This window comes from Telluria sp. ZT3P25, from assembly GCF_059685895.1.
In genome coordinates, this window is record NZ_JCASIJ010000001.1 from 3308223 (window position 1) to 3329684 (window position 21462).

At 63.8% G+C, this 21462-nt stretch carries 20 protein-coding genes; 15 read left to right on the forward strand and 5 right to left on the reverse strand.

Annotation, left to right across the window (positions count from 1 at the left end; genetic code table 11):
* Window position 1: 1 nt before the first annotated feature.
* Window positions 2–1921 (reverse strand): M14 family metallopeptidase, encoded by a 1920-nt coding sequence (locus tag AC56LY_RS14670; RefSeq protein ID WP_499580677.1) that lies wholly within the window; start codon window positions 1919–1921, stop codon window positions 2–4.
* A 79-nt stretch (window positions 1922–2000) separates the two neighbouring features.
* On the reverse strand, window positions 2001–2375 hold the full coding sequence (fliE, locus tag AC56LY_RS14675; protein ID WP_499580679.1) for a flagellar hook-basal body complex protein FliE: 375 nt from the start codon (window positions 2373–2375) through the stop codon (window positions 2001–2003).
* Between the two features lie 188 nt (window positions 2376–2563).
* Here fliE and fliF point away from each other — a divergent pair, with 188 nt between their 5' ends.
* The 15 genes from fliF to AC56LY_RS14750 all read left to right on the forward strand — a co-directional run bounded on the left by fliF (window position 2564) and on the right by AC56LY_RS14750 (window position 17175).
* The gene (fliF, locus tag AC56LY_RS14680) at window positions 2564–4264 is read left to right on the forward strand and encodes a flagellar basal-body MS-ring/collar protein FliF (protein WP_499580681.1); all 1701 of its coding nucleotides are present in this window, start codon (window positions 2564–2566) and stop codon (window positions 4262–4264) included.
* Window positions 4257–5261: a flagellar motor switch protein FliG gene (gene fliG / locus AC56LY_RS14685; protein WP_499580682.1), complete on the forward strand. Its 1005-nt coding sequence runs from the start codon at window positions 4257–4259 to the stop codon at window positions 5259–5261. Before fliF ends, fliG begins: the two co-directional genes overlap by 8 nt.
* On the forward strand, window positions 5261–6004 hold the full coding sequence (gene fliH, locus AC56LY_RS14690; RefSeq protein WP_499580684.1) for a flagellar assembly protein FliH: 744 nt from the start codon (window positions 5261–5263) through the stop codon (window positions 6002–6004). Before fliG ends, fliH begins: the two co-directional genes overlap by 1 nt.
* A gap of 1 nt (window position 6005) precedes the next feature.
* The gene (gene fliI, locus AC56LY_RS14695; RefSeq protein WP_499580686.1) at window positions 6006–7430 is read left to right on the forward strand and encodes a flagellar protein export ATPase FliI; all 1425 of its coding nucleotides are present in this window, start codon (window positions 6006–6008) and stop codon (window positions 7428–7430) included.
* 40 nt (window positions 7431–7470) lie between these two features.
* On the forward strand, window positions 7471–7914 hold the full coding sequence (gene fliJ, locus AC56LY_RS14700) for a flagellar export protein FliJ (protein WP_499580688.1): 444 nt from the start codon (window positions 7471–7473) through the stop codon (window positions 7912–7914).
* A gap of 25 nt (window positions 7915–7939) precedes the next feature.
* Complete coding sequence (locus tag AC56LY_RS14705; RefSeq protein ID WP_499580689.1) at window positions 7940–9253, forward strand: flagellar hook-length control protein FliK; 1314 nt, start codon at window positions 7940–7942, stop codon at window positions 9251–9253.
* A 199-nt stretch (window positions 9254–9452) separates the two neighbouring features.
* Window positions 9453–9974, forward strand: coding sequence for a flagellar basal body-associated protein FliL (gene fliL / locus AC56LY_RS14710; RefSeq protein ID WP_499580691.1), 522 nt, complete (start codon window positions 9453–9455; stop codon window positions 9972–9974).
* Between the two features lie 12 nt (window positions 9975–9986).
* Window positions 9987–10970: a flagellar motor switch protein FliM gene (fliM, locus tag AC56LY_RS14715; protein ID WP_183555716.1), complete on the forward strand. Its 984-nt coding sequence runs from the start codon at window positions 9987–9989 to the stop codon at window positions 10968–10970.
* 47 nt (window positions 10971–11017) lie between these two features.
* Window positions 11018–11461, forward strand: coding sequence for a flagellar motor switch protein FliN (fliN, locus tag AC56LY_RS14720; protein WP_499580693.1), 444 nt, complete (start codon window positions 11018–11020; stop codon window positions 11459–11461).
* Window positions 11458–12156, forward strand: a complete 699-nt coding sequence (fliO, locus tag AC56LY_RS14725) for a flagellar biosynthetic protein FliO (RefSeq protein WP_499580695.1) — start codon at window positions 11458–11460, stop codon at window positions 12154–12156. Before fliN ends, fliO begins: the two co-directional genes overlap by 4 nt.
* Window positions 12146–12886, forward strand: a complete 741-nt coding sequence (gene fliP / locus AC56LY_RS14730; RefSeq protein ID WP_258835324.1) for a flagellar type III secretion system pore protein FliP — start codon at window positions 12146–12148, stop codon at window positions 12884–12886. Before fliO ends, fliP begins: the two co-directional genes overlap by 11 nt.
* 12 nt (window positions 12887–12898) lie before the next feature.
* The gene (gene fliQ / locus AC56LY_RS14735) at window positions 12899–13168 is read left to right on the forward strand and encodes a flagellar biosynthesis protein FliQ (RefSeq protein WP_183555720.1); all 270 of its coding nucleotides are present in this window, start codon (window positions 12899–12901) and stop codon (window positions 13166–13168) included.
* Between the two features lie 30 nt (window positions 13169–13198).
* Window positions 13199–14041 (forward strand): flagellar biosynthetic protein FliR, encoded by an 843-nt coding sequence (gene fliR / locus AC56LY_RS14740; RefSeq protein ID WP_499580697.1) that lies wholly within the window; start codon window positions 13199–13201, stop codon window positions 14039–14041.
* A gap of 55 nt (window positions 14042–14096) precedes the next feature.
* Window positions 14097–15008, forward strand: a complete 912-nt coding sequence (locus AC56LY_RS14745) for an alpha/beta hydrolase (protein ID WP_499580699.1) — start codon at window positions 14097–14099, stop codon at window positions 15006–15008.
* A 139-nt stretch (window positions 15009–15147) separates the two neighbouring features.
* A complete protein-coding gene (locus tag AC56LY_RS14750) occupies window positions 15148–17175 on the forward strand; it encodes an AsmA family protein (protein ID WP_499580701.1) in 2028 nt (675 codons plus the stop codon).
* On the opposite strand, the gene flgL is transcribed toward AC56LY_RS14750, so the two are convergent.
* From flgL to flgJ, 3 genes are all read right to left on the reverse strand, one after another.
* On the reverse strand, window positions 17162–18400 hold the full coding sequence (flgL, locus tag AC56LY_RS14755; RefSeq protein WP_499580703.1) for a flagellar hook-associated protein FlgL: 1239 nt from the start codon (window positions 18398–18400) through the stop codon (window positions 17162–17164). The genes AC56LY_RS14750 and flgL overlap by 14 nt on opposite strands.
* A gap of 17 nt (window positions 18401–18417) precedes the next feature.
* Window positions 18418–20412: a flagellar hook-associated protein FlgK gene (flgK, locus tag AC56LY_RS14760; protein WP_499580705.1), complete on the reverse strand. Its 1995-nt coding sequence runs from the start codon at window positions 20410–20412 to the stop codon at window positions 18418–18420.
* Between the two features lie 78 nt (window positions 20413–20490).
* The gene (gene flgJ / locus AC56LY_RS14765; RefSeq protein WP_499580707.1) at window positions 20491–21447 is read right to left on the reverse strand and encodes a flagellar assembly peptidoglycan hydrolase FlgJ; all 957 of its coding nucleotides are present in this window, start codon (window positions 21445–21447) and stop codon (window positions 20491–20493) included.
* Window positions 21448–21462 lie beyond the last annotated feature (15 nt).

A 21462-nucleotide genomic window follows, 5' to 3' on the forward strand; every position in this document is an offset into this window, starting at 1 on the left:
TTTACCTCGTCTCCCGGGGATTCACCGGTTGCACGTCATGGATGACACTGGCGTCGGCGCTGACGCCGGCATCGAACCGGCAGGTCGTCGTCCCATGCTCAGTGAAGACGGGATAGGTAAACAGCGAGCGCTCAAAATAGTCAGATCGCTGTAGCCACCAGCGCAAGCGCGCCTGAGGATCCGAGGACAGGGCTTTGTCGCTGGCAAGCGCTTGCTCGAAGCTTGCGCGCAATGCCGGGTCGCTTCCCATCATCCGGTCTGCCAATGGTGCCAGCAGGTGGTTGGACAAGCGCGATTCGGGCGGCAACGCCTGGTCGAAGTAGCCTTGCGCCAGGAAGGAGTCATCACTTTCCGGCGCGAGCAGCGCAGCGGCAAGCGATCGTTTCGCCTGGTCGGAGGTGATGCGGACCGCCCCTGCCGGCAGGCTCACATTCTTGACGGCCTTATAGGGGTTTATCCGATCCTTGCCGTTGGCGAAGCCGACCACCTCGAGCGGGAGCGTGCATTGCCTGGCAAGCGCTTGCATCTGCACGCCATGGGCACGCAACGTTGCAATGATGTCCCGCTGCTCTGGCCGCACCCACCAGGCTTTGGGAAAATCCATTTCCCTGGTCGCGCGTACACCGTACACCGGCAAACCGATGTCGACTGGCTCTCCGGTCCAGCGCAACTCGCGTGCGCCTGAGGCCTTCGAGTCGTAGGTGTCGTAGCGATACCCCTTGAAGTCGCGTGTTGCCAGCGGTTCCGGGTCACGCTCCCACCCTGTCATCAGCCGCGCCGGACGTGCGGCCCGGTCTTGCGACTTGGCCTGCGCAATCCGTGCATGATCGCGGGCGACGGTCTTGATCGATTGTTCCAGCAGCACATAGGTACCGAGCACGCGGCGCTTGTACGGCTTCATCGTGTGATTCTCGACCAGCACCGTCGGAATGCCGGCAAAATCGCCGTAACCGGTTGAATAACGCGGCCCCTCGGCGCTGATGCGCAGCCCTTTGTCCGGCTGGTCTTCATCGATCCAGCTGGGATAGACACCCGGCACATGCCCTTGTGCGACCAACGCCGCGTCGACAGCCGTGGTGTAGTCGTTCATGAGCCACCCGGCGGTCGCGCGCGAGCGGGCATAACTGCCCCAGCCGGCGAACGTGTACGTGGTGTCGTACTGGTAATCGGTGCCGTCACTGACATGCACGTCGATGTACAGCGCCGGATCGAAGCGCTGCAGCAGTGCGACCACGGCGGCGATCTCGGGCGACTGCAGCCTGGCGTAGTCGCGGTTCAGGTCGAGACCCTGCGCATTGGTGCGCGCTCCCTTGGTGCGCAGCCCGCGCATATTGGGGCGACCGAACGGGCTGGTGTTTTCATGCGCATCGACATTCAGGATCGGAATAAAGACGATATCGACCCGGTCGAGCAGATCATCGCGGCCGCGAAACGCGATGTCGCGCAGCAGCATCAGGCCCGCATCCTTGCCGTCGATTTCGCCGGCATGGATGCCCGCCTGGATCATGACCACCGGCTTGCCGGCACCGGGTTTCTTCGCCAGCGCGTAGACCAGTTCACGGCCCTGGTAGCTCTTGCCGAACGTGTGCAGCGAGAGCAGATCGGACTTCGCATCCATGGCGCGCAGATAGTCAAGCGTGCTGGCAGCGTCAGGAGAATCCTGAAAATCGGATTTCTCGGCCGGCGTGATCCACGGGTCGTTCGGGGCGGCGACCAGTTGTTCGCTGGCGCCCGTCCATGGCGCGGCGGGCGGCAGCAGTGACGGTTCTGCTGCGGTGCTGGCCGATGCCGCAAGCGACATCAGCAGAAAAGGTGTGGAGAAGATCGATGGGAACGTCGGCAACTTGCATCCTTTGACTGGGATGCCAGTGCCTGCATGGCGTCGGCAGGACTGGCTGGTGGGCCCGGCGAACGGAAGCATCGTTTGCGGGCAAACGATAATGATAATGGATTATCAAAAAGACTGCCCGACGATCCCTGTTGCTGCTGCAGGACTTGCCCTACACCTGCATGTTCATGATGTCCTGATACGCGGACATCATCTTGTTGCGTACCTGCACAGTCGCCTGGAACGCGATGCTGGACTTCTGCATCGCCACCATCGTGTCCGACAGGCTGACCGTATCGTCGCCCATCGTGAACCGCTTGCTCAGGGCTTGCGCCTCGGCCGAACGGTCGCTCACGCCCTGCAGCGTACTGTGCAGTGCTTCCGCAAAATCCAGCTTGACCGCGGATTTGCCCCCGATCGCGCTCGCGCCGCCCACGCCACTGGCTGCCTCGGGCGCCGCCGACGCCTTCGTCGCTGCCGCCTTGAGCTGCTCCATCATGGCCTGAATCCGGCTTGTATCAATGCCGCCAATGCCGCCAATACTCATCTTGCCCTCCGCTTGTGTTCGCCTTGCAGAAAACTCTACAAATGCATTCAGGAAATCAGAATAGCAGCGCCAAAGCGAATCCGACGGGCGAATCAGGCCCGTAAACGCCCGCTATTTCGGGGTTTGAATGTTGCCCAGTGGCTCCATAATGCTGGCTATCCCACCCATTTTGACCAGGCCCCTCCACCATGGCAGCAACTGCTGAAAACCTTATCGACACGCCACCAGGCACGCCGACCCCTGCTACCCCGTCGTTTTTCCAGACGACCATGGGCAAGCGCGTTGCCGTGGGTGGTGGTGTCGCGCTCATTCTGGCGTTGATGATTGCGGTGTGGATGTGGAGCCAGGCGCCGGAATACCGGGTCCTGTTCGCCAATTACAGCGACCGCGATGGCGGCGCCATTACGGCGTCGCTCGACCAGATGGGTGTGCAGTACAAGTTTTCGGAAGGCGGCAATGCGATCCTCGTGCCGGCCGAGCATATTCACGACCTGCGCCTCAAACTCGCGGCCCAGGGCTTGCCGAAAGGCGGCAATGTCGGCTTCGAGCTGATGGAGAACCAGAAGCTGGGCGTGTCGCAGTTTCTGGAACAGGTCAATTACCAGCGCTCGCTCGAAGGCGAGCTGGCACGTTCGATCCAGTCGCTGGGCTCGGTTGCCGCAGCGCGCGTCCACCTGGCGCTGCCAAAACCGTCCGTCTTCGTGCGCGACCAGCAAAAGCCGACTGCATCCGTGCTGCTGAACCTGCAGCCAGGCCGCGCGCTCGATCCGGGTCAGGTCAGCGCCATCGTCCACCTGGTCGCCTCGAGCGTGCCGGAACTCACCACCGGCAACGTCACCGTCGTCGACCAGAACGGTGCGCTGCTGTCGGATACCAGCAACAAGGGCGCGGGCGGCAAATCGCTCGATCCGACCCAGCTCAAGTACGTCGACCAGGTCCAGCAGAACATCATCAAGCAGGTCGAGTCGATCATCAAGCCGCTCGTCGGTGAAGGCAATGTGCGCGCCGAAGCCACCGCTGAAGTGGACTTCGCCCAGGTCGATACCGCAGCCGAAATGTACAAGCCGAACTCGCCACCGGAGCCGCAGGCGATCCGCAGCACGCAGAGTTCGGAAGTGGTCGGCGCGGGTAGTGCTGCCTCTGGCGTGCCGGGCGCGCTGTCGAACCAGCCGCCGGGTGTGAACACGGCGCCGATCCAGGGTGCGCCGCCGGCCGAAGCGGCCGCACCAACCGCACCGACCAGCAAGAACTCGACCACGAATTACGAAGTCGACAAGACCATCCGCTACGAGCAGCGTCCGATGGGCGGCATCAAGCGCCTGACGGTCGGCGTGGTCGTGAACCACCGCCGCAGCGTCGACCCGGCCACCGGCAAGGTCACCGTGCGTCCGCTGGCCGCGGCCGAAGTGGCCCAGATCAATGAGCTGGTCAAGCAGGCCATGGGCTACAACCAGGCACGCGGCGACACGCTGAACGTGACCAACGCGCCATTCGACGGCGTGGACAAACCGGCCGAGGCAGTGGTAGAACCGACCTGGTGGAGCGATCCGGCGAACTTCCCGCTGTTCAAGGACCTGGCCCGCTACGCCTTCGTGGCTGCCGTGATCGCGTTCCTGTACTTCCGCTTCCTGCGTCCGCTGCTGCGCCCGGCCATCAAGAAGTTCGACGAAGCCACCGCTGTGCCGGAAGAACCGAAGGAAGAAGAAAAGGACGAGAACGCCGAAGAAGAGGTCGCCGACACGCCAGCCGAAGAAGCGATCAAGGAAGAAGAAAAGATACGCCAGGACATGGGCTACCGCGCCAACCTGAAAATGGCGCAAGAGCTGGCAAACAAGGATCCGCGCATCGTCGCTAACGTGATCAAGGGATGGTTGGGTTCAAATGAGTGATAAAGACAAAGACAATACGAACAAGGCCGCCATCCTGATGCTGGCCCTGGGCGAATCCGAAGCGTCCGAGGTGATGAAGTTCCTCGGCCCGCGCGAAGTGCTCAAGCTGGGCGCCGCAATGGCGCAGATGAAAGCCGTGCAGCACGACCAGGTGGTCACGGTGCTCGAAGACTTTGTCACCGAGACCAATCTGCATTCCACCGTGGGCCTGGATTCGGACGAATACATCCGCCAGGTGCTGACCAAGGCGCTGGGCGACGACAAGGCGGCCGTGCTGCTCAACCGTATTCTCGGCGGCAAGGACGCGTCGGGCATCGAAAGCCTGAAGTGGATGGACTCGGTGTCGGTCGCCGAACTCATCCGCAACGAGCACCCGCAGATCATCGCCACGATCCTGGTCCACCTCGAGCGCGACCAGGCCTGTGAAATTCTGGCAAACTTTACTGAACGGCTGCGCAACGACGTGGTGCTGCGCATCGCAACGCTCGACGGCGTGCAGCCGGCCGCGCTGCGCGAGCTGAACGACGTGCTGACCAAGCTGTTGTCGGGCAACGAGCACATCAAGAAGTCGTCGCTGGGCGGTGTGCGTACGGCGGCCGAGATCTTGAACTTCATGAGCGGCGAGCAGGAATCGGCCGTGATGGACAACATCAAGAATTACGACAACGACATGGCGCAAAAGATCATGGACGAGATGTTCGTGTTCGACAATATTATCGATATCGACGATCGTGGTATCCAGTTACTGCTGCGTGAAGTACAGTCCGACATGCTGATCATCGCGCTCAAGGGCGCGTCGCAGGATCTGCGCGAGAAAGTGTTCAAGAACATGTCGCAGCGTGCCAGCGAAATGATGCGCGAAGACCTGGAATCCAAAGGTCCCGTGCGTTTGTCTGAAGTGGAATCCCAGCAGAAGCAGATTCTGCAGATCGTGCGACGGCTGTCCGATGAAGGCCAGATCGTCCTGGGTGGTAAAGGAGAGGATTCGTTCGTCTGATGGCAATACCAAAAGAACAGCAGAGCGCCTACCAGCGCTGGGAGATGGCCTCGTTTGGCGACGAGCGCCCCAGCACGCTTGCACGGCGCGCTGCTGAAGCGTCACCACCGGCGGGCGTGTCCATCAACGGCCTCGACCTGCCGCCGAACGTCATGCTGCCGAGCGTCGAAGAACTCGAAGCAATGCGCGAGGCGGCGCGCCAGGAAGGCTTCCAGCAGGGCCTGGACGAAGGCCGCACGCAGGGCCGCACCGAAGGCCACGCCGCAGGCCATGCCGATGGCTTCGCCGCCGGCAGTGCCGAAGGCGAACAAGCCGCCGCACAAGAACTCGAGCAATTGCGCACGGTCGCCGCCAGCTTCGGCGAGGCCGTGGCGCAGGCCGACGAGACGATCGCGAAAGACGTGCTCGACCTGGCGCTGCGCCTGGCGCGCGGCATGGTGCGCACCGGCCTGGACGTGCGGCCCGAGCTGATCATGTCGGTGGTGCGTGACGCCATCAACCAGTTGCCGATCCTGCAGCAGCCGGCCCTGCTGACACTCAACCCGCACGACGCCGAACTCGTGCGCCATGGCATGGCCGAAGAACTGGCCACCGGCGGCTGGCGCATCATCGAGAACGCGGCGATTGCGCGCGGCGGCTGCCGCGTCGAGACAGCCAGCAACCAGATCGATGCCCAGGTCGAGGCCCGCTGGCAACGTCTGACCCATGCGCTGGCCGCCAACGTCGACTGGCTGAGCCCATAATATGGACGACCACACCGCCCCGCACCCGCCCCAGGTGACCTCGCACGACCGTCACACGGCGCGCTGGAAAGCGTACATCCGCGATTGCGACACGCTCGTCAGCTTCGCCGAGCCGCTGCAGATTTCGGGCCGCGTCACGCGCGTGGCGGGCCTGGTCATGGAATGCGTCGGCCTGCGCCTGGCCGTGGGCGCGGCCTGCACGATCCCCACCGCCAGCGGCCAGATCGAGGCCGAAGTCGTCGGCTTTGAAGGCGAGCGGCTGTTCCTGATGCCGCAGAGCGATACCGAAGGCGTCGTGCCCGGCTCGCGCGTGTTCCCTGTCGAAAGCGTGCTGCCGCCACCGGGCAGCGTGCCGCACGGACGGCGCCGGCCACAGGACCGCGCGCGCCACCTGCCGGTGGGCATCCAGCTGCTGGGCCGTGTCGTCGATGGCGCTGGCCGCCCGCTCGATGGCCTGGGGCCGCTCGGCACGTCCGACATGGCGCCGCTGAACGCCCGCCCCGTGAATCCGCTCGACCGCGCGCCGATCAAGGACACGCTCGACGTTGGCGTGCGCGCCATCAATTCGATGCTGACGGTCGGCCGTGGCCAGCGCCTGGGCCTGTTCGCCGGTACCGGTGTCGGTAAATCGGTCCTGCTCGGGATGATCGCGCGCTACACCGAGGCCGAGATCATCGTCGTCGGCCTGATCGGCGAACGGGGCCGCGAGGTCAAGGAATTCATCGACCAGATCCTGGGCCCGGAAGGCCGCGCGCGCTCCGTCGTGGTCGCTGCGCCGGCCGACTCGCCGCCGCTGCTGCGCCTGCAGGGCGCGGCCTACGCCACCGCCATTGCCGAGTATTTCCGCGACCAGGGCAAGAACGTCATGCTGATCATGGATTCACTGACCCGCTACGCGATGGCGCAGCGTGAAATCGCGCTGGCGATCGGCGAGCCGCCGGCGACCAAGGGCTATCCGCCATCGGTGTTCGCCAAGCTGCCGGTGCTGGTAGAACGGGCCGGCAACGGCCTGGAAGGCGGCGGCTCGATCACGGCGTTTTATACCGTACTGTCCGAGGGCGACGACCAGCAGGATCCGATCGCCGATGCCGCGCGCGGTATTCTCGACGGCCACATCGTGCTCAACCGGCACCTGGCCGAAGCGGGCCACTATCCGGCGATCGACATCGAACAATCGATCTCGCGCGCCATGCACTCGATCACGACGCATGAGCACCAGCTGGCGGCGCGCAAGCTCAAGCAGTTGTATTCGCGCTTCCAGCGCTCGCGCGACCTGATCAGCGTGGGCGCGTATGCAGCTGGCAGCGATCCGGTGCTCGACATGGCGATTGCCAAGAACACCGAGATCGAGGAATTCCTGTGCCAGGAAATCCACGACAACGCGTCGCTTCCCGAGAGCTTGGGGCGATTGACCACGTTATTCTAGTGATTGCAGGCAACGTCATGCCAGTAGAATGTAATTCACCATGGCACAAGCTTCTGCTCTCGAAACACTGATCGACCTGGCGCAACGCGATTCCGACGCGGCCGCCAAGCGGCTCGGTGCGGCCCTGAAACTGGTCGAGGACGCCGAGCAGAAGCTGGACATGCTGGTCGGCTACCGCGACGAATACGCGCGCAAGCTCGATACCGCCCAGATGGACGGCATCACCCCTTTCGCGTACCACAACTTCGTTGCCTTCATCGGCAAGCTGGACCACGCACTGAGCGGCCAGCGCGACGTGCTCAAACATGCCCAGAACAAGGCGGCATTCGAGCGCACGACCTGGCAGGAAAGCGAGCGCAAGCGCCTGTCTTATCGCACGCTGAACGAACGCGCGGCAAGCGAAGCACTCAAGGTCGAGAACAAGCGCGACCAGAAACAGATGGATGACCACGCAGCCCGTGGCGCCCGTTACAAACAACGCTGAACCCACGCCGATATTCGAGCCCACCATGACGATGCAGACCAATACCCTTCCGTTCCAGGTCACCGGCGCCAACGCCACGGCGCAGCGCCCTGCGACGCCGGATCGCCTGGCCGACGCAGCACGCAGCAGCGGCACTGGCGGGTTCAGTGCCACGCTGAACCGTGAAATGGCCACGCGCCAGCCCGCCACGCCGCCGCAGCAACCTGCCGTGCAACCAAAACCGGCGCAGGGACCGAAGCCGGCCACCGCCGACAAACCAGCCAACCGCGATCCGGTCCGCGACGGCCCGACCCGCTCCACCATCCGCCCGCCGATGCACGATGGCGACGCCAAGTCCACACAGGCGGCCAGCAGCAATACTGCGGACGCGGCCAGCGACGCCGAGGATGCGGCCGCCGCAGAAGCAGCCGCGGCCGCGGCCGCTGCAGCAGCCACCACGCCGGTCACCGACATGCTCGCCTTCATGGCCAGCCTGAGCCAGCCGGCCAGCACCGCGGCCACCGTCAGCACGGATGCCGCCCCAACCGGCGCCGCCACGGAAGGCGATGCGCAACTGACCGCGCTCGAAACGGCGCTTGACAACATGAAAGCCGTGGCCACCGGCGCGACCGACGACACGGACGCCACCGGCGGCAAGGGCCAGGCACCCGCCAGCGGCGTGCAGCAGGCGAGCGCCGAACTGCGCACCACGCAGGCACCCGGCACCGCGCTGCCCCAGGGCGAGCAGGATGTCGGCCAATTCCAGGCCCAGCTGCGCGATACACAGCAACAGCACCAACAGCAGCAGTTGCCGGTGGCCGAAGAAGCCCCGGCCCCGCTGGCCGCACTGCAGGCGCAGGCAACCAAGGTCGATGCCACGGGCAATCCGGCGATGCCGGGCGACCGCATCCCGGCGCGTCTGGGCACCCAGGCCTGGGACAACCAGGTCAGCCAGCGCATCGTGTACATGGTGGGCAAGGAGCAAGCCGCCACACTGACCTTGAATCCCCCCGACCTGGGCCCGGTGCAGATCGTGCTGAACGTGACCAACGACCAGGCCACCGTGGCCTTCTCGTCCGACCAGCTCGATGTGCGCCAGGCGCTTGAAAACGCCCTGCCCCGCCTGCGTGAGATGATGAGTGAAAGCGGCATCGCGCTGGGCAATGCCACGGTCGACGCCAACGTACCCGACCAGCGCCAGCAACAGCAGGATAGTGACCGCCGGGCGCAGGGCGGCCAGCGCGGCGCCGGTGGCTTGACGGGCGATGGCCAGGATGCTGCGCCGGCCGTCAACGAGGTCGCGCCGCGTACGCGCACCGTGTCGATTGGCGACCGCGGGATGGTCGATCTGTTTGCCTGATACCGCACTGGCGTCAACAGGGCGGCCACCTGGCCGCCCTTTTCTATTCCATCATCGCACCTGAGCAACAATCACACGGATTACCACGCCTTCTCCCCTCTATTCGAGGCTTGCCGGGACGCATCTTTCCACGACAATGCCATAATGACGAACCCTCACCAACCAGCGGCAAAGACACATCTTGAAAGCGAATCCGAAAATGAAAGCTGATCCGAAAGCGGACACCGCAGCGGCACCTTCCGGCTCGAAGAAAAAGCTGATCATCATGATCCTCGCCGCCGTGCTGGTGCTGGGCGCGGGCGCGGGTGCGGGCTGGTACTTCACGCAGGGCGGAGCAGCCCATGGCGAAGACGAAGACGCACCGGCCAAGGAACACAAGAAAAAGAAAAAGAAGAACCCGGACGCGAAGGCCGAGTACGTGCCGATCGAATCGTTCACCGTGAACCTGCAACCGGAAAACGGCGAACAGTATTTACAAGTCCAGTTCACGCTGCAAGTGGCGGGCCCCGAGCAGGCCACGCTGGTCAAGGACAATATGGCGATCGTGCGCAATCGCATGCTGCTGCTGTTGTCGAGCAAAAAGGCATCTGAGATCAGCACCGTCGAGGGCAAGCAGCAGCTTGCCACCGAGATCCGGACGGCCATTACCGAACCCTTTGAGAAAGATGGCGACGAACAGGAAGTGTCCGACGTATTATTCACCTCGTTCATCATCCAGTAAATCCAGACAAACATGGCCGATAATTTCCTCTCCCAGGAAGAAGTCGATGCCCTTTTAAAAGGGGTCAACGGCGATCAGGACGACATCTCGGCGCCTGAAGACACCTCGGGGGTCCGCACCTACAACCTGGCAACGCAGGAGCGCATCGTGCGCGGCCGCATGCCGACGCTCGAGATCATCAACGAGCGCTTCGCCAGGTATCTGCGGATTGGGTTGTTCAACTTCCTGCGCCGCAGCGCCGAAGTGTCGGTCGGCTCGGTGCGGGTGTCAAAATACAGCGAGTTCATCCGCAACCTGGTGGTCCCGACCAACCTGAACCTGGTGCACATGAAGCCGCTGCGCGGCACGGCGCTGATGGTGCTCGATCCGGGCCTCGTGTTCCTGCTGGTGGATAACCTGTTCGGTGGCGACGGGCGCTTCCACACCCGCGTCGAGGGCCGCGATTTTACCCAGACCGAGCAGCGCATCATCATGCGCATCCTGGACATCATCTTCGAGGCCTACGCCAAGTCGTGGGAGCCGGTGTTCCCGGTCGAATTCGAGTTCATCCGTTCCGAGATGAACACGCAGTTTGCCAATATCGCCACGCCGAACGAGGTGGTGGTGTCGTGCACCTTCACGGTCGAGCTCGGCTCGGTGTCGGGCCAGATCCACTTCTGCATGCCGTATTCGATGATCGAGCCGATCCGCGATGCGCTGACCTCGAGCCTGCAGGGCGAGGCGCTGGAAGTCGACAAGCGCTGGGTGCGCCTGATGACGCAGCAGATCCAGGTCGCCGAAGTCGAGCTGGTCGCGGTGCTGGGCCACGGCAAGGCCAACTTCGACGAAATCCTCAACATGAAAATCGGCGACGTGATCCCGATCGTGGTGCCCGAGATGGTGCAGGCCACGGTCGACGGCGTGCCCGTGATGGACTGCAGCTACGGCGTCTTCAGCGGGCAATATGCGCTGAAGGTCGAGAAGCTGCTCGCCAATAGCGACACATTCAACAAGTAATCGGTATATTGGCGAGGCGCGCAGCGCCCGCCGCACAGGAGAACACCATGTCCGACAATCAGGAAGACCAGGAAAACATCGACGACGATTGGGGCGCCGCCATTGCCGAGCAGGCTGCGGCCGAAGCGGCAGCACTCGAACGCCAGGCATCCCCCCTGGCAGCCCCGCCAGTGGCCGCAGCAGCCGTGTTCAAGGATTTTTCGAACAAGGGCGCGCGCAACGAAACGCCAAACGATATCGACTTCATCCTCGATATCCCGGTGCAGCTGACGGTGGAACTGGGCCGCACCAAGATCGCCATCAAGAACCTGCTGCAACTGGCGCAGGGTTCTGTGGTGGAGCTCGACGGCCTGGCCGGTGAGCCGATGGACGTGCTGGTGAACGGCTGCCTGATCGCCCAGGGCGAGGTGGTGGTCGTGAACGACAAGTTCGGCATCCGGCTTACCGACATCATCACGCCATCCGAGCGAATTCGCAAACTCAATAAATGATCGCACGCCGCGTCGCCGCCAGCTATTTAACGACCATTGCGGCGCTGCTGCTGGCGGCGCCCCTCGCGCTGGCGCAGCAGGCGGCGCCAGCCACGGATACCACCACCGGCCGGCCGGCTGCACCCGCCGTGCCGGCGCCAGGCACCGTACCCGCCGCGACCGCGCCGCCGGTTGCCGCGCTGCCGGGCGATGTTGCCGTGCCTGCAGAGCCTGCCGTGTCTGCCGAGCCTGCAGTTCCTGCCAGCACGCCCGTGACGACGGCGCCGTCCACGACAACCACCGCCCCTGCCATCGCACCGATGCGAGCGCCACCGCAAGTCGCGCTGCCGGCGTCGAACGGCCCTGGCGCAGCGGGCCTGCTGCAAACCATTTTCGCACTGCTGCTCGTGCTGGGCCTGTTGATCGGCCTGGCCTGGCTGCTCAAGCGCTACGGCCCCAAGCCGGGCGGCGGCCTGGCCAACCTGCGCGTGGTCGGCGCCCTGAATATCGGCGGGCGCGAACGCATCATGGTGGTGGAAGTGGGCGACCAGTGGATCGTCGTCGGCGCCGCACCGGGCCGCGTGAACGCGCTGCACACGATGCCGCGCCAGGACGTCGACCTGGGCGCGGGCACGGGCGCCGCGCAAGGCAGCGTCCCGGCCACACGCTTTGCCGACTGGCTCAAGAACACGATGGACAAACGCAATGCGTCATAAACACCTGTGGCTGGCCGCTGGCCTGGCCCTGCTGCCGCTGATCGCGGCGGCCCAGCCCGGCATCCCGGCATTCCAGAGCAGCCCGGCAGCCAACGGCGGCACCGCGTATTCGCTGCCAGTGCAGACACTGCTGCTGCTGACTTCGCTCACTTTCTTGCCCGCTGCCCTTCTGATGATGACGAGCTTCACGCGCATCATCATCGTGCTCTCGCTGCTGCGCCAGGCGCTGGGCACCCAGACGGCGCCGCCGAACCAGGTGATGGTCGGGCTGGCATTGTTCCTGACGTTTTTCGTGATGGGGCCGACCTTCGACCGTATCTACAGCGAAGCGTATCTGCCGCTGCAGAACAACCAGATCCAGATGACCGAGGCCATGAACCGGGGCGCCGTGCCGCTCAAGGAATTCATGATCAAGCAGACGCGTGAATCCGACCTGGCGCTGTTCGTCAAGATTTCGCGCTCACCGGCGCTGCAGGGCCCCGAAGACATTCCGCTGCGCGTCCTGATTCCGGCGTTCGTCACGAGTGAACTCAAGACGGCGTTCCAGATCGGCTTTGCGATCTTCATTCCGTTCCTGATCATCGACATGGTGGTCGCCTCGGTCCTGATGGCAATGGGCATGATGATGATGTCCCCGGCCGTCATCGCGCTGCCATTCAAGCTGATGCTGTTCGTGCTGGTCGACGGCTGGCAACTTCTGCTGGGCTCGCTGTCCCAGAGTTTTTACTAGAGGGCCCGCGCGATGACTCCCGAAAGCGTGATGACGATGGGCCGCACTGCCATGGAGGTGACCCTGATGGTGTCTGCCCCATTGTTGCTGGTGGCGCTGATCGTCGGCCTGATCATCAGTATTTTCCAGGCCGCGACCCAGATCAACGAGGCCACGCTGTCGTTCATCCCGAAACTGGTCGGCGTGTTCGTCACGCTGGTGGTGGCCGGGCCGTGGATGTTGTCGGTGATGCTGGACTATATGCGCCAGGTGTTCACGGGTATTCCCGGCCTGATCGGCTAAGGCCCGCGTGCGCACGCCCGGACGCGCCCGATGCTGACGCTGACTTCGGCGGAAATGAATGCCTGGATCGCCGGCCTGCTATGGCCGCTGTCGCGCATTCTCGGGCTGATCGCAGCGGCCCCGCTGTTCGGCAATGCCGGCGTCCCGGTGCGCGCCAAGGTCTCGCTCGGCATCCTGCTCGCAATCGTCATCGCGCCCCTCGTTCCAGCTGTACCGGCGGCCGACCCGACCTCGTGGGCGGGCCTCCTTATCCTGACCAAGGAAATGATCATCGGATTGGCGATGGGCTTTGCCATGCGCATCGTGTTCGCCGCCATCGAGTACGCCGGCGAAGTCTCGAGCCAGACGATGGGCCTGGGTTTCGCGATGTTCTTCGACCCCAGTACGCGCGGCCGCTCGTCGGCCATCAGCCAGTTCATGGCGCTGGTCGCGACCATGGCGTTTCTGGCCGTGAACGGCCACCTGGTGCTGCTCGAGGCGCTGGCCGAAAGCTTCATCACCATGCCCATCACCGACACGCCGTTTTCATCGAATACCGCACTCGAACTGGTGCGCTGGGGCGGGCGCATCTTCTCGGCCGGGCTGCAGATCGCCATGCCGATCATCGCCGCGCTGCTGATCACGCAGGTTGCCCTCGGCATCCTGACACGCGCCGCGCCGCAGCTGAACATCTTCGGCATCGGCTTTCCGATCACGCTGGGCGTGGGTTTTCTGACGCTGAGCCTGGTGCTGCCGTACCTGGGCACGCCGATCGTCAACCTGTTCAACCAGGGCATTGAAGTAAGCAGATCATTGCCGCGCGCCAGCAATCCGCAGCCGGGGGCGGCGGGTGCGCAGCCGGTGGCCAGGCCGGTGGTACCGGCGCCGGGGTAATGGCGGCCCGCACGCTGCGTTACAATGAGAATCATTCTCATTATTCATCAAGCGCATGGCCACTCCTGCTGCCGTTCCGACTTCCTTCCCGCGCCGCCGTATCCTCGGTGCCGCTGCCGCCCTGACCGCCCTCGCCACCCCAGTGGCCAGGGCCGCGGCTGCGTGGCAAACCGCCACGCTGCCCCAAGCCCGGCAACTCGACATCACCTCGCCCATCACGGGCCAGACCTACCGCATCTTCATCAGCATCCCGACCACCCCGCCGCCACCGGCTGGCTACCCGGTCATCTACGCACTGGACGGCAACGCGACCTTCCCGACGCTGGCGGTGATGGCGCGCACGATCCTGCCGCGGGGCGCTGCGCTGCCCGTGGTCGTCGGCATCGGCTATCCAGGCGAGTTCGATTACGGGATGGGGCGCGGTCGCGACTACACGCCGCCGTCGGGTGCGGGCGGCCCTGCGAAGGAAGGCGGCGCCGACCTGTTTCTGGACTTTATCGAACGCGAACTCAAGCCGCTGATCGCAACGCTGGCGCCACTCGATCCGGCGCGCCAGGCGCTGTATGGCCACTCATACGGCGGCCTGTGCACATTGCACGCGCTGTTCACCCGCCCGGCGATGTTCCAGACCTGGCTGGCCGCCAGTCCATCGATCTGGTACCGCGAACGCGTGGTGCTGGGCGGGATGGACGGCTTCAAGCAGCGCGTTGCTGCCCTGCCCGCGAAGCCGTCGCTGATGCTGGCCGTGGGCGAGCTGGAACAACCATCCACCGCGAACGGCCCGCTGCAGGGCCGTGACGCCATCGCCGCCGCACGCCGCATGGTGGACAATGCGCGTGAACTGGGCGAGCAGCTGCACAAGACCGGGACGCTGGCGCGTGTGCAATTCCACCTGCTGACGCACGAGGACCACGGGTCCGCAACCTTCCCGGCCATGGCGCGTGGCCTTGAATTTTTCCTCGCCTGATGTAAAGCATAAAAAAATACCAATTAAATGTGCAGTAGTGCGACTTAGCCAACCAACAATATCGGCCTGACCCTGCTAGCCTGACGATCCCGGTGCCTCGCTGCGCCAGCCGCCGACCCACTCATGGGCACGATTGACAATGACCCTCTCCAAGCCTCTCAAAATAACCGGCTGGATCTTGCTAGCCATCACCGTGGCAGTGATCCTGTTCCTCATGCTGTTCGACTGGAACATGCTGCGTCCCTACATCAACCGCAAGGTGTCGGAGACGACCGGGCGTGAATTCGCCATCCGCGGTGACCTGGACGTCAAGTTCCAGCGTGATCGCAACGGTGAAACCGGCTGGCGGCGCTTCGTGCCGCAACCGCATATCACGGCCGACAATGTCTACATGAGCAATCCTGCCTGGAGCACGGTCGGCAAGCAGATGGCCGCCGCCCAGCGCATCGAAGCCGGCGTGCGCATCCTGCCGTTGCTGACCAAGGATGTCGTGATCACCGACCTGCGCCTGGCCAATCCGGACATTGCCGTCCAGCGCCGCGCCGATGGCAGCAATTCGTGGACCTTCAAGGACAACGGCCCTTCCGAATGGAAGGTCGATCTGCAGCGCCTGGCCTTCGATAGCGCCAAGGTGCGCTACGTCGACGAGCCGGTGGGCCTGGACCTGCGCGCCACCGCCGATTCGATCAAGGGCGGCGAAGCCGCCTCGACGGCGGTGGGTGTGCCGCCCTATGGTCTGGCATTCACCCTTGCCGGCACCTACAACAAGGCGAAGATCACCGGTGGCGGCAAGGCCGGCGCCGTGCTGTCGCTCACTGGCGACAACACCAGCTTCCCGATCGAAGCGGAAGCTACCGCCGGCGAAAACAAGCTCGGCCTGCGCGGCATCATCCGCGATCCGCGCTCACTGTCGGGCTTTGCATTGAAGATGCAACTGGCCGGCGCCAGCATGGCCGATCTGTACGGCCTGACCGGCGTGCTGCTGCCGGAAACGCCGCCATATGCCACCAAGGGCACGTTGCTGGGCAAGAAAGACGGCGACTTCTGGACCTTTACCTATAAAGATTTCACCGGCAAGGTCGGCGCCAGCGATATCGCAGGTACCCTCGCCTATGCCCAGCGCAAACCGCGGCCGTTGCTGACGGGCTCGCTGACGTCGCAGCAACTGCGCCTGGCCGACCTGGGCCCGACCGTCGGCGCCGACACCGGCGAAGGCACCAAGGCCGCCGGCAAGGTCAAGGCGCCTGCGCCGGGCAAGGCCCTGCCGGTCGACCAGTTCAACACGGCCAAATGGGGCGCGCTTGACGCCGAGGTCAAGTTCACCGGCAAGCAGATCCTGCGCACTGCCAACATTCCGCTGCGCGACATCGACACCACGATCCGCATGAAGGACAAGGTCCTGACGCTGACCCCGCTGAGCTTTGCGCTGGCGGGCGGTCGGATCACGTCGAATATCCGGCTGGACGGTCGCGAAAAGACGCTGGACGCATCGGCGCGGCTGGCGGCGCGTGGCGTGAAGATCCGCGAACTGTTCCCCAAGCTGCAATCGATGCAGGCGACCTTCGGTGAAATCAATGGCGATGGCGCGCTGGTCGGCAAGGGCAATACCGTGGCCGCGATGCTGGGTACGTCGCAGGGTGAAATCAATGCCGTCGTCACGGAAGGCACGGTTAGCCAGTTCGTCCTCGAACTGGCAGGACTGAACGTGGCCAATGCCGTCTACGTCAAGATTTTCGGTGACAAGCAGACCATGCTCAACTGCGTGGCGGCGACGACCACGGTGCGCAATGGCCGCGCGAACATCGATCGCTTCGTGCTCGACAGTGAAGATGCGGTGGTAAACGCGACCGGTTATATCGACCTGGCGACCGAGAAGCTCGACGTGGATGTGCGGCCGAAAACGAAAGGCGCGCGCATCCTGTCGCTGCGCACGCCGCTGTACGCGCGCGGCACGTTTACCGATCCGAAGGTGGGCCCACATGCCGGACCGCTGGCGCTCAAGGCTGGCGCGGCCGTGGCGCTGGCAGCGATCAATCCGCTGGCCGCCCTGCTGCCGTTGATCAACGTCGACAAGGCGCCCGATACGAACTGCGGCGCCGAGATCAGCGCCGCGAAACAACCACCGAAAGTGAACGGGAAAGTCGCGCCGAAGATCAAAGGTAGTTAAACAGCGACAACCCGGACATCGTCTTGAAGGACATCTGCGCGGCCTGCAGCGTCAGTTGCTGTTGCGAGAAATCGGAGATCGCCTTGACCTCGTCCAGCCCCACCAGATCATTGAGCGTGGCGGCGTACTGGATGTCCAGGTCGTCGCCGGTGCTGTCGAGATAATCGAGCTCTTTCATGTGCGCACCCACCGAGGCCTGCACCGTCAGCACATTGTCGTGCGCGTTCTTGAGGTTGTCGAGGGCCGTGTTCAGGCCATTGGTCAGCGCGGCCTTGCCGGTTGAGCCGTCGGCCGGTGCGCGCAAGGTGGCGATCAGGTCGGTCACGGTTTTGAACACCGACTGCTTCTGGCTCGGCTCGATGGTGAAGGTATCGCCGTCCGCTGGCGCACCCTTGATGTCGAAGGCCATGCCATCGAGCTTGATCTGCTTGCCGTCTTCATACGTGTTGCCATTGCTGACAAGCGATTTCGTACCGGAAGTCGTGTTGTAGACGGAATAGGTGGTCACCGGCGGCGTGGTCGCACTGATGTCGAACTCGATTGCATACTTATTGCTCGTCAGTGCATTACGGTCCACGACCGAGCCGGAGGAGATCAGGGCATTGCCCTTGTTAACAACGTTGTTCTTGATGTCGCCGGCCTGCGTCTGGAACGTGCCGTTGCCAGTCGGGATCGCCTCGAAAATGGCGCTGCCGGATGCCGACAATGGGATCTTGCGTGAGTCGCTCACCTGCAGCTGGCGCACGCCCTGGTCGCCCTGGTAGGCAGCGCCGCCCGGGCTGCTGGTAAACGGCTGCGTCGTGGTCTTGTAGCCCGAGAACAGATAGCCGCCCGACCCGTCGGCGGTATTGGCCAGGCCCAGCAGGTCGGCCAGCTTGCCTTCGAGTTCGGTGGCCAGCTTTTCGCGATCGCTCTGCAACATCGTGGCGTTACCGCCTGAAACGGCCAGCGTCTGCATATCCTGCAGCAGGTCGCCAGTATTCTGCAACGTCGACTCGACCTGCGACAGCGACGACTTGGCGCTGTTGCGGTTGGTGGCGAACTGGGCGTTGATTTCCTGCGACTGGCCCACTTCGAGCGCGCGCGCCGAGGCGACCGGATCGTCGGCAGCGGTCAGGAGACGCCGGTCGGTCGAGAGCTGCATCTGCGTGCGCGCGAGCGCGCCTTGCAGCGTGTTGAGCTGGTTGGTCGAGGTGGCATACAGGTTCGCGGTACTGATTCGCATGATGTTCTTTCGCTACGTTAGCGGCTGATCGACAGCAGCGTGTCGAAGATGGTACTGGCGATCTGCATCACCTTGCCCGAGGCCTGGTAGGCCTGCTGGTACTTGATGAGATTGGCGGCTTCTTCGTCCAGGTTCACGCCCGACACATCGGCCTGGGCGCCGGTGGCCTGCGCCAGCAAGGCATTGCCGGCCTGCGCATTGACCTGTACTTCGCGTGTCTTGTTGCCGACCTGGCTGACCATCTGCGCATACGACGAGGTCAGGGTCGCAGTGCCGTTGTTGAAGATGTTCTTGGTCTGCAGTTCGCCCAGCGCGGCGATGTTGCGGGTGTCGCCCACGCCGCTGCCGTTGCCTTCGATCTTGAACTGGTCGCCATTGCCGGGCTTGCCGGAGATGGTGACGCTGACCCCGCTAAAACTGTAGGTCGCGCCATCCACAAATTTGATATTGTCCAGATCGTCAACCGGGATAGGATTGCCATCGCTGTCGGTAACAGGCTTGCCAGCGCTGTCCGTGACCGTCACCACGCTGCCGGCCGGGAAACCGGTCAGGTTATCCCCCTTGATACTCAGCTTCACCGGCAACGCCGGCGGCGCGGTCAAAAATTGGCCCGAAACCTTGCCTTCGCTGATCTTGGCGGTGCCGGTGTTGGTCAGCGGCATGCTGGTGAGGATCGGTGCTGCCGCGGCGATCTGCGACACGTCATTGGCCAGCACCTTGAAGTCGGACGCGCCGTTGATGGTCGGGCGCACCAGGAAGGAATCCTTGCTGCGCGCAGTGCCCGAGAAGTCAAACGCGATACCATCGATGTCCACTTTGGCGGTGCCGTCGGCCGCCGGTATCACGGTGCCGACTTTCGCATTGTCCGATAGCCGCACAACGTTGTAGGCGCCTTTATCGAACGTGACTTCGTAGTCACTGTCCTTGAGCTTGCTCGGGTCGGTCACCACGGCATCAATCGCAGCAGCCTTGTTGGGCGCCGTCGCCCTGGAATTATTGATACTCGCGCCCACAAAGGCCGGGGCGACCTTGAAGAAGTCCTTTCCCGCGTTGGCATTCTGATCCAGCCCCAGCTTGTGCTGGTTATTGAATTCGACGGCCATGCCGATCGCAATCTTGCCCAAGGCACTTTGCGCCGTATCGAGCGTGGTGGTGCGAAACTCGAGCACGCCGCCCAGCTTGCCGCCAGTCAGGGCGCCATCGGACAGCACCGACACCTTCGCGCCGGTCTGGTAGCCCACTTCAAGGCGCGTCAGGTCGGTCGGCGAGGCAATCGCGGCGAGCTTGAACGACTCCTGGCCCACCACCAGCGGCTGGCCATTACCGATCGACACCGTCAGGCTGTTGTTGTCGGCCGGCGTGACGGTCGTTTTCACATACTTGTTCAGTTCGAGCAACAGCTGGTCGCGCTCGTCGAGCATGTCATTCGGCGGGCGCTGCGGCGTTGACGCATAGTTGGCGATCTGCTCATTGAGTTTGGCGATCTGCGCGCCGTAGGTGTTGATCTCGGTAATGCTCGTCTCGATCTCGGAATTGACGCCGGTGCGAATTTCATCCAGGCGTCCGTCGATATCCTGCAGGCGCGTGGCCAGCGTTTCGGCGCTGGACAACATCGCCTGGCGCGACGGCACCGAAGCGCGGTTGGCCGCCATGTCCTGCACGCCCTTGAAGAAGCCCTGCATCGCCGGCGACAGGCCCGACGTGGGGTCGGCCAGCAGATTGTCGATCTGCTTGATCTGCGAATAGTACGATTCCAGGCCGCTGGTGCTGGCCTGGGCGGAGCGCACCTGCGTGTTCAGGAAACTGTCGCTGTAGCGCTTGATCTGCGCGATCTCGGTCCCGGTTCCCAGGAACCCAACACCCGTATCGAGCGCGGCCGATGTGGCCTGGACCACGGTCTGACGCGAGAAACCCGCCACGTTCGCGTTGGCGATATTGTGGCCGGTCGTGGCGAGGGCCGCCTGTGCTGCATACAGACCTGTCTTACCGATGGCGAGGAGATTACCGGACATAATTTTTTTCTCTCTGTGACAGTACAGTCAACGGCAGCAATTCAGAAAACTTGACAGTTGGCCGACGTAACAATTGGATCACGCCAGCGAATTCTTGATCAGGCGGGTTAGCTTGGCCGCATAGTTCGGATCGGTCGCATAGCCGGCGCGCTGCAGGCCCTGGGCAAAGGTCGCCGCGTCGCTGCTGCCGATGACTTTTTCGTAACGCGGGTTCTTCGCGATCATGTTCGCGTAATCGCGGAACGAATCGGCCGGGCTGTCGTAGGCCCGGAATTTCTCGACCTTCGTCTGCGGCTTGCCGTTCACGTATTCGGTGGTGACGGCGGTGGCGACCTTGCCTTTCCAGCTGGCCCCGGCCTTGATGCCGAACAGGTTGTTGCTGTTGCTGCCATCGGCGTTCCTGATCATGCGTTTGCCCCAGCCAGTCTCGAGCGCGGCCTGGCCCAGCATGAACTTGGCCGGCACGCCAGTGGTCTGCTCGACCGCATGGGCGTGCTCGTGCAGTTTTTCCTGGAACGCGCGCACGTGCGGCGCCTGCACCCGGCCCGACTCGGTCGTCGCCGGCAGCGGCGGCGCCTTGCTGGAGGCGGCCGCGCCAGCACCCAGTGCAGCGCCGTTGCCATACATGGCCGCGGCGTTGTTCAGCGACGGCGTCAGGCGGCCGGCGCCAGCGGCGGCGTCACCACCCATGCCATCGGCGCCAATGGCCAGCGCCTGCTGCCCCATCTGGTTCGCACTCAGCTGGCGCACCAGCACGTCGGCCAGGCCGACGCCGCGCTTGGCCAGGTTCTGGCTGGTCTGCTGGTCGAGCATCGTCGTGAAGGTCTTGGTCTGCTGGTTGTCCAGCACGCCTTCCTGCGGCGAGGCGTCGCGCATGCTCTTCATCATCATGTTGATGAACATCGCCTCGAACTGGGTCGCCGCTTCTTTCATGGCGGCCGGCGTGCCGGCTTTCGCGCTGTTCTTCAGCCCGTTGAGGCTGTTGGTGTCGAGCGCGAGCTTGCTGGTCTGGTCAAGGTTGGGCGATGCAATCATGGCGTGTCTCTCGAT

Coding starts and splice junctions, on each gene's coding strand:
- fliR (WP_499580697.1), top strand. CDS start 13,199: ATGCTGACGCTGACTTCGGCGGAAATGAATGCCTGGATCGCCGGCCTG.
- fliN (WP_499580693.1), top strand. CDS start 11,018: ATGTCCGACAATCAGGAAGACCAGGAAAACATCGACGACGATTGGGGC.
- fliL (WP_499580691.1), top strand. CDS start 9,453: ATGAAAGCTGATCCGAAAGCGGACACCGCAGCGGCACCTTCCGGCTCG.
- fliJ (WP_499580688.1), top strand. CDS start 7,471: ATGGCACAAGCTTCTGCTCTCGAAACACTGATCGACCTGGCGCAACGC.
- AC56LY_RS14670 (WP_499580677.1), bottom strand. CDS start 1,921: ATGCTTCCGTTCGCCGGGCCCACCAGCCAGTCCTGCCGACGCCATGCA.
- flgL (WP_499580703.1), bottom strand. CDS start 18,400: ATGCGAATCAGTACCGCGAACCTGTATGCCACCTCGACCAACCAGCTC.
- flgK (WP_499580705.1), bottom strand. CDS start 20,412: ATGTCCGGTAATCTCCTCGCCATCGGTAAGACAGGTCTGTATGCAGCA.
- AC56LY_RS14750 (WP_499580701.1), top strand. CDS start 15,148: ATGACCCTCTCCAAGCCTCTCAAAATAACCGGCTGGATCTTGCTAGCC.
- fliQ (WP_183555720.1), top strand. CDS start 12,899: ATGACTCCCGAAAGCGTGATGACGATGGGCCGCACTGCCATGGAGGTG.
- AC56LY_RS14705 (WP_499580689.1), top strand. CDS start 7,940: ATGACGATGCAGACCAATACCCTTCCGTTCCAGGTCACCGGCGCCAAC.
- fliI (WP_499580686.1), top strand. CDS start 6,006: ATGGACGACCACACCGCCCCGCACCCGCCCCAGGTGACCTCGCACGAC.
- fliF (WP_499580681.1), top strand. CDS start 2,564: ATGGCAGCAACTGCTGAAAACCTTATCGACACGCCACCAGGCACGCCG.
- fliP (WP_258835324.1), top strand. CDS start 12,146: ATGCGTCATAAACACCTGTGGCTGGCCGCTGGCCTGGCCCTGCTGCCG.
- fliE (WP_499580679.1), bottom strand. CDS start 2,375: ATGAGTATTGGCGGCATTGGCGGCATTGATACAAGCCGGATTCAGGCC.
- flgJ (WP_499580707.1), bottom strand. CDS start 21,447: ATGATTGCATCGCCCAACCTTGACCAGACCAGCAAGCTCGCGCTCGAC.
- AC56LY_RS14745 (WP_499580699.1), top strand. CDS start 14,097: ATGGCCACTCCTGCTGCCGTTCCGACTTCCTTCCCGCGCCGCCGTATC.
- fliH (WP_499580684.1), top strand. CDS start 5,261: ATGGCAATACCAAAAGAACAGCAGAGCGCCTACCAGCGCTGGGAGATG.
- fliM (WP_183555716.1), top strand. CDS start 9,987: ATGGCCGATAATTTCCTCTCCCAGGAAGAAGTCGATGCCCTTTTAAAA.
- fliO (WP_499580695.1), top strand. CDS start 11,458: ATGATCGCACGCCGCGTCGCCGCCAGCTATTTAACGACCATTGCGGCG.
- fliG (WP_499580682.1), top strand. CDS start 4,257: ATGAGTGATAAAGACAAAGACAATACGAACAAGGCCGCCATCCTGATG.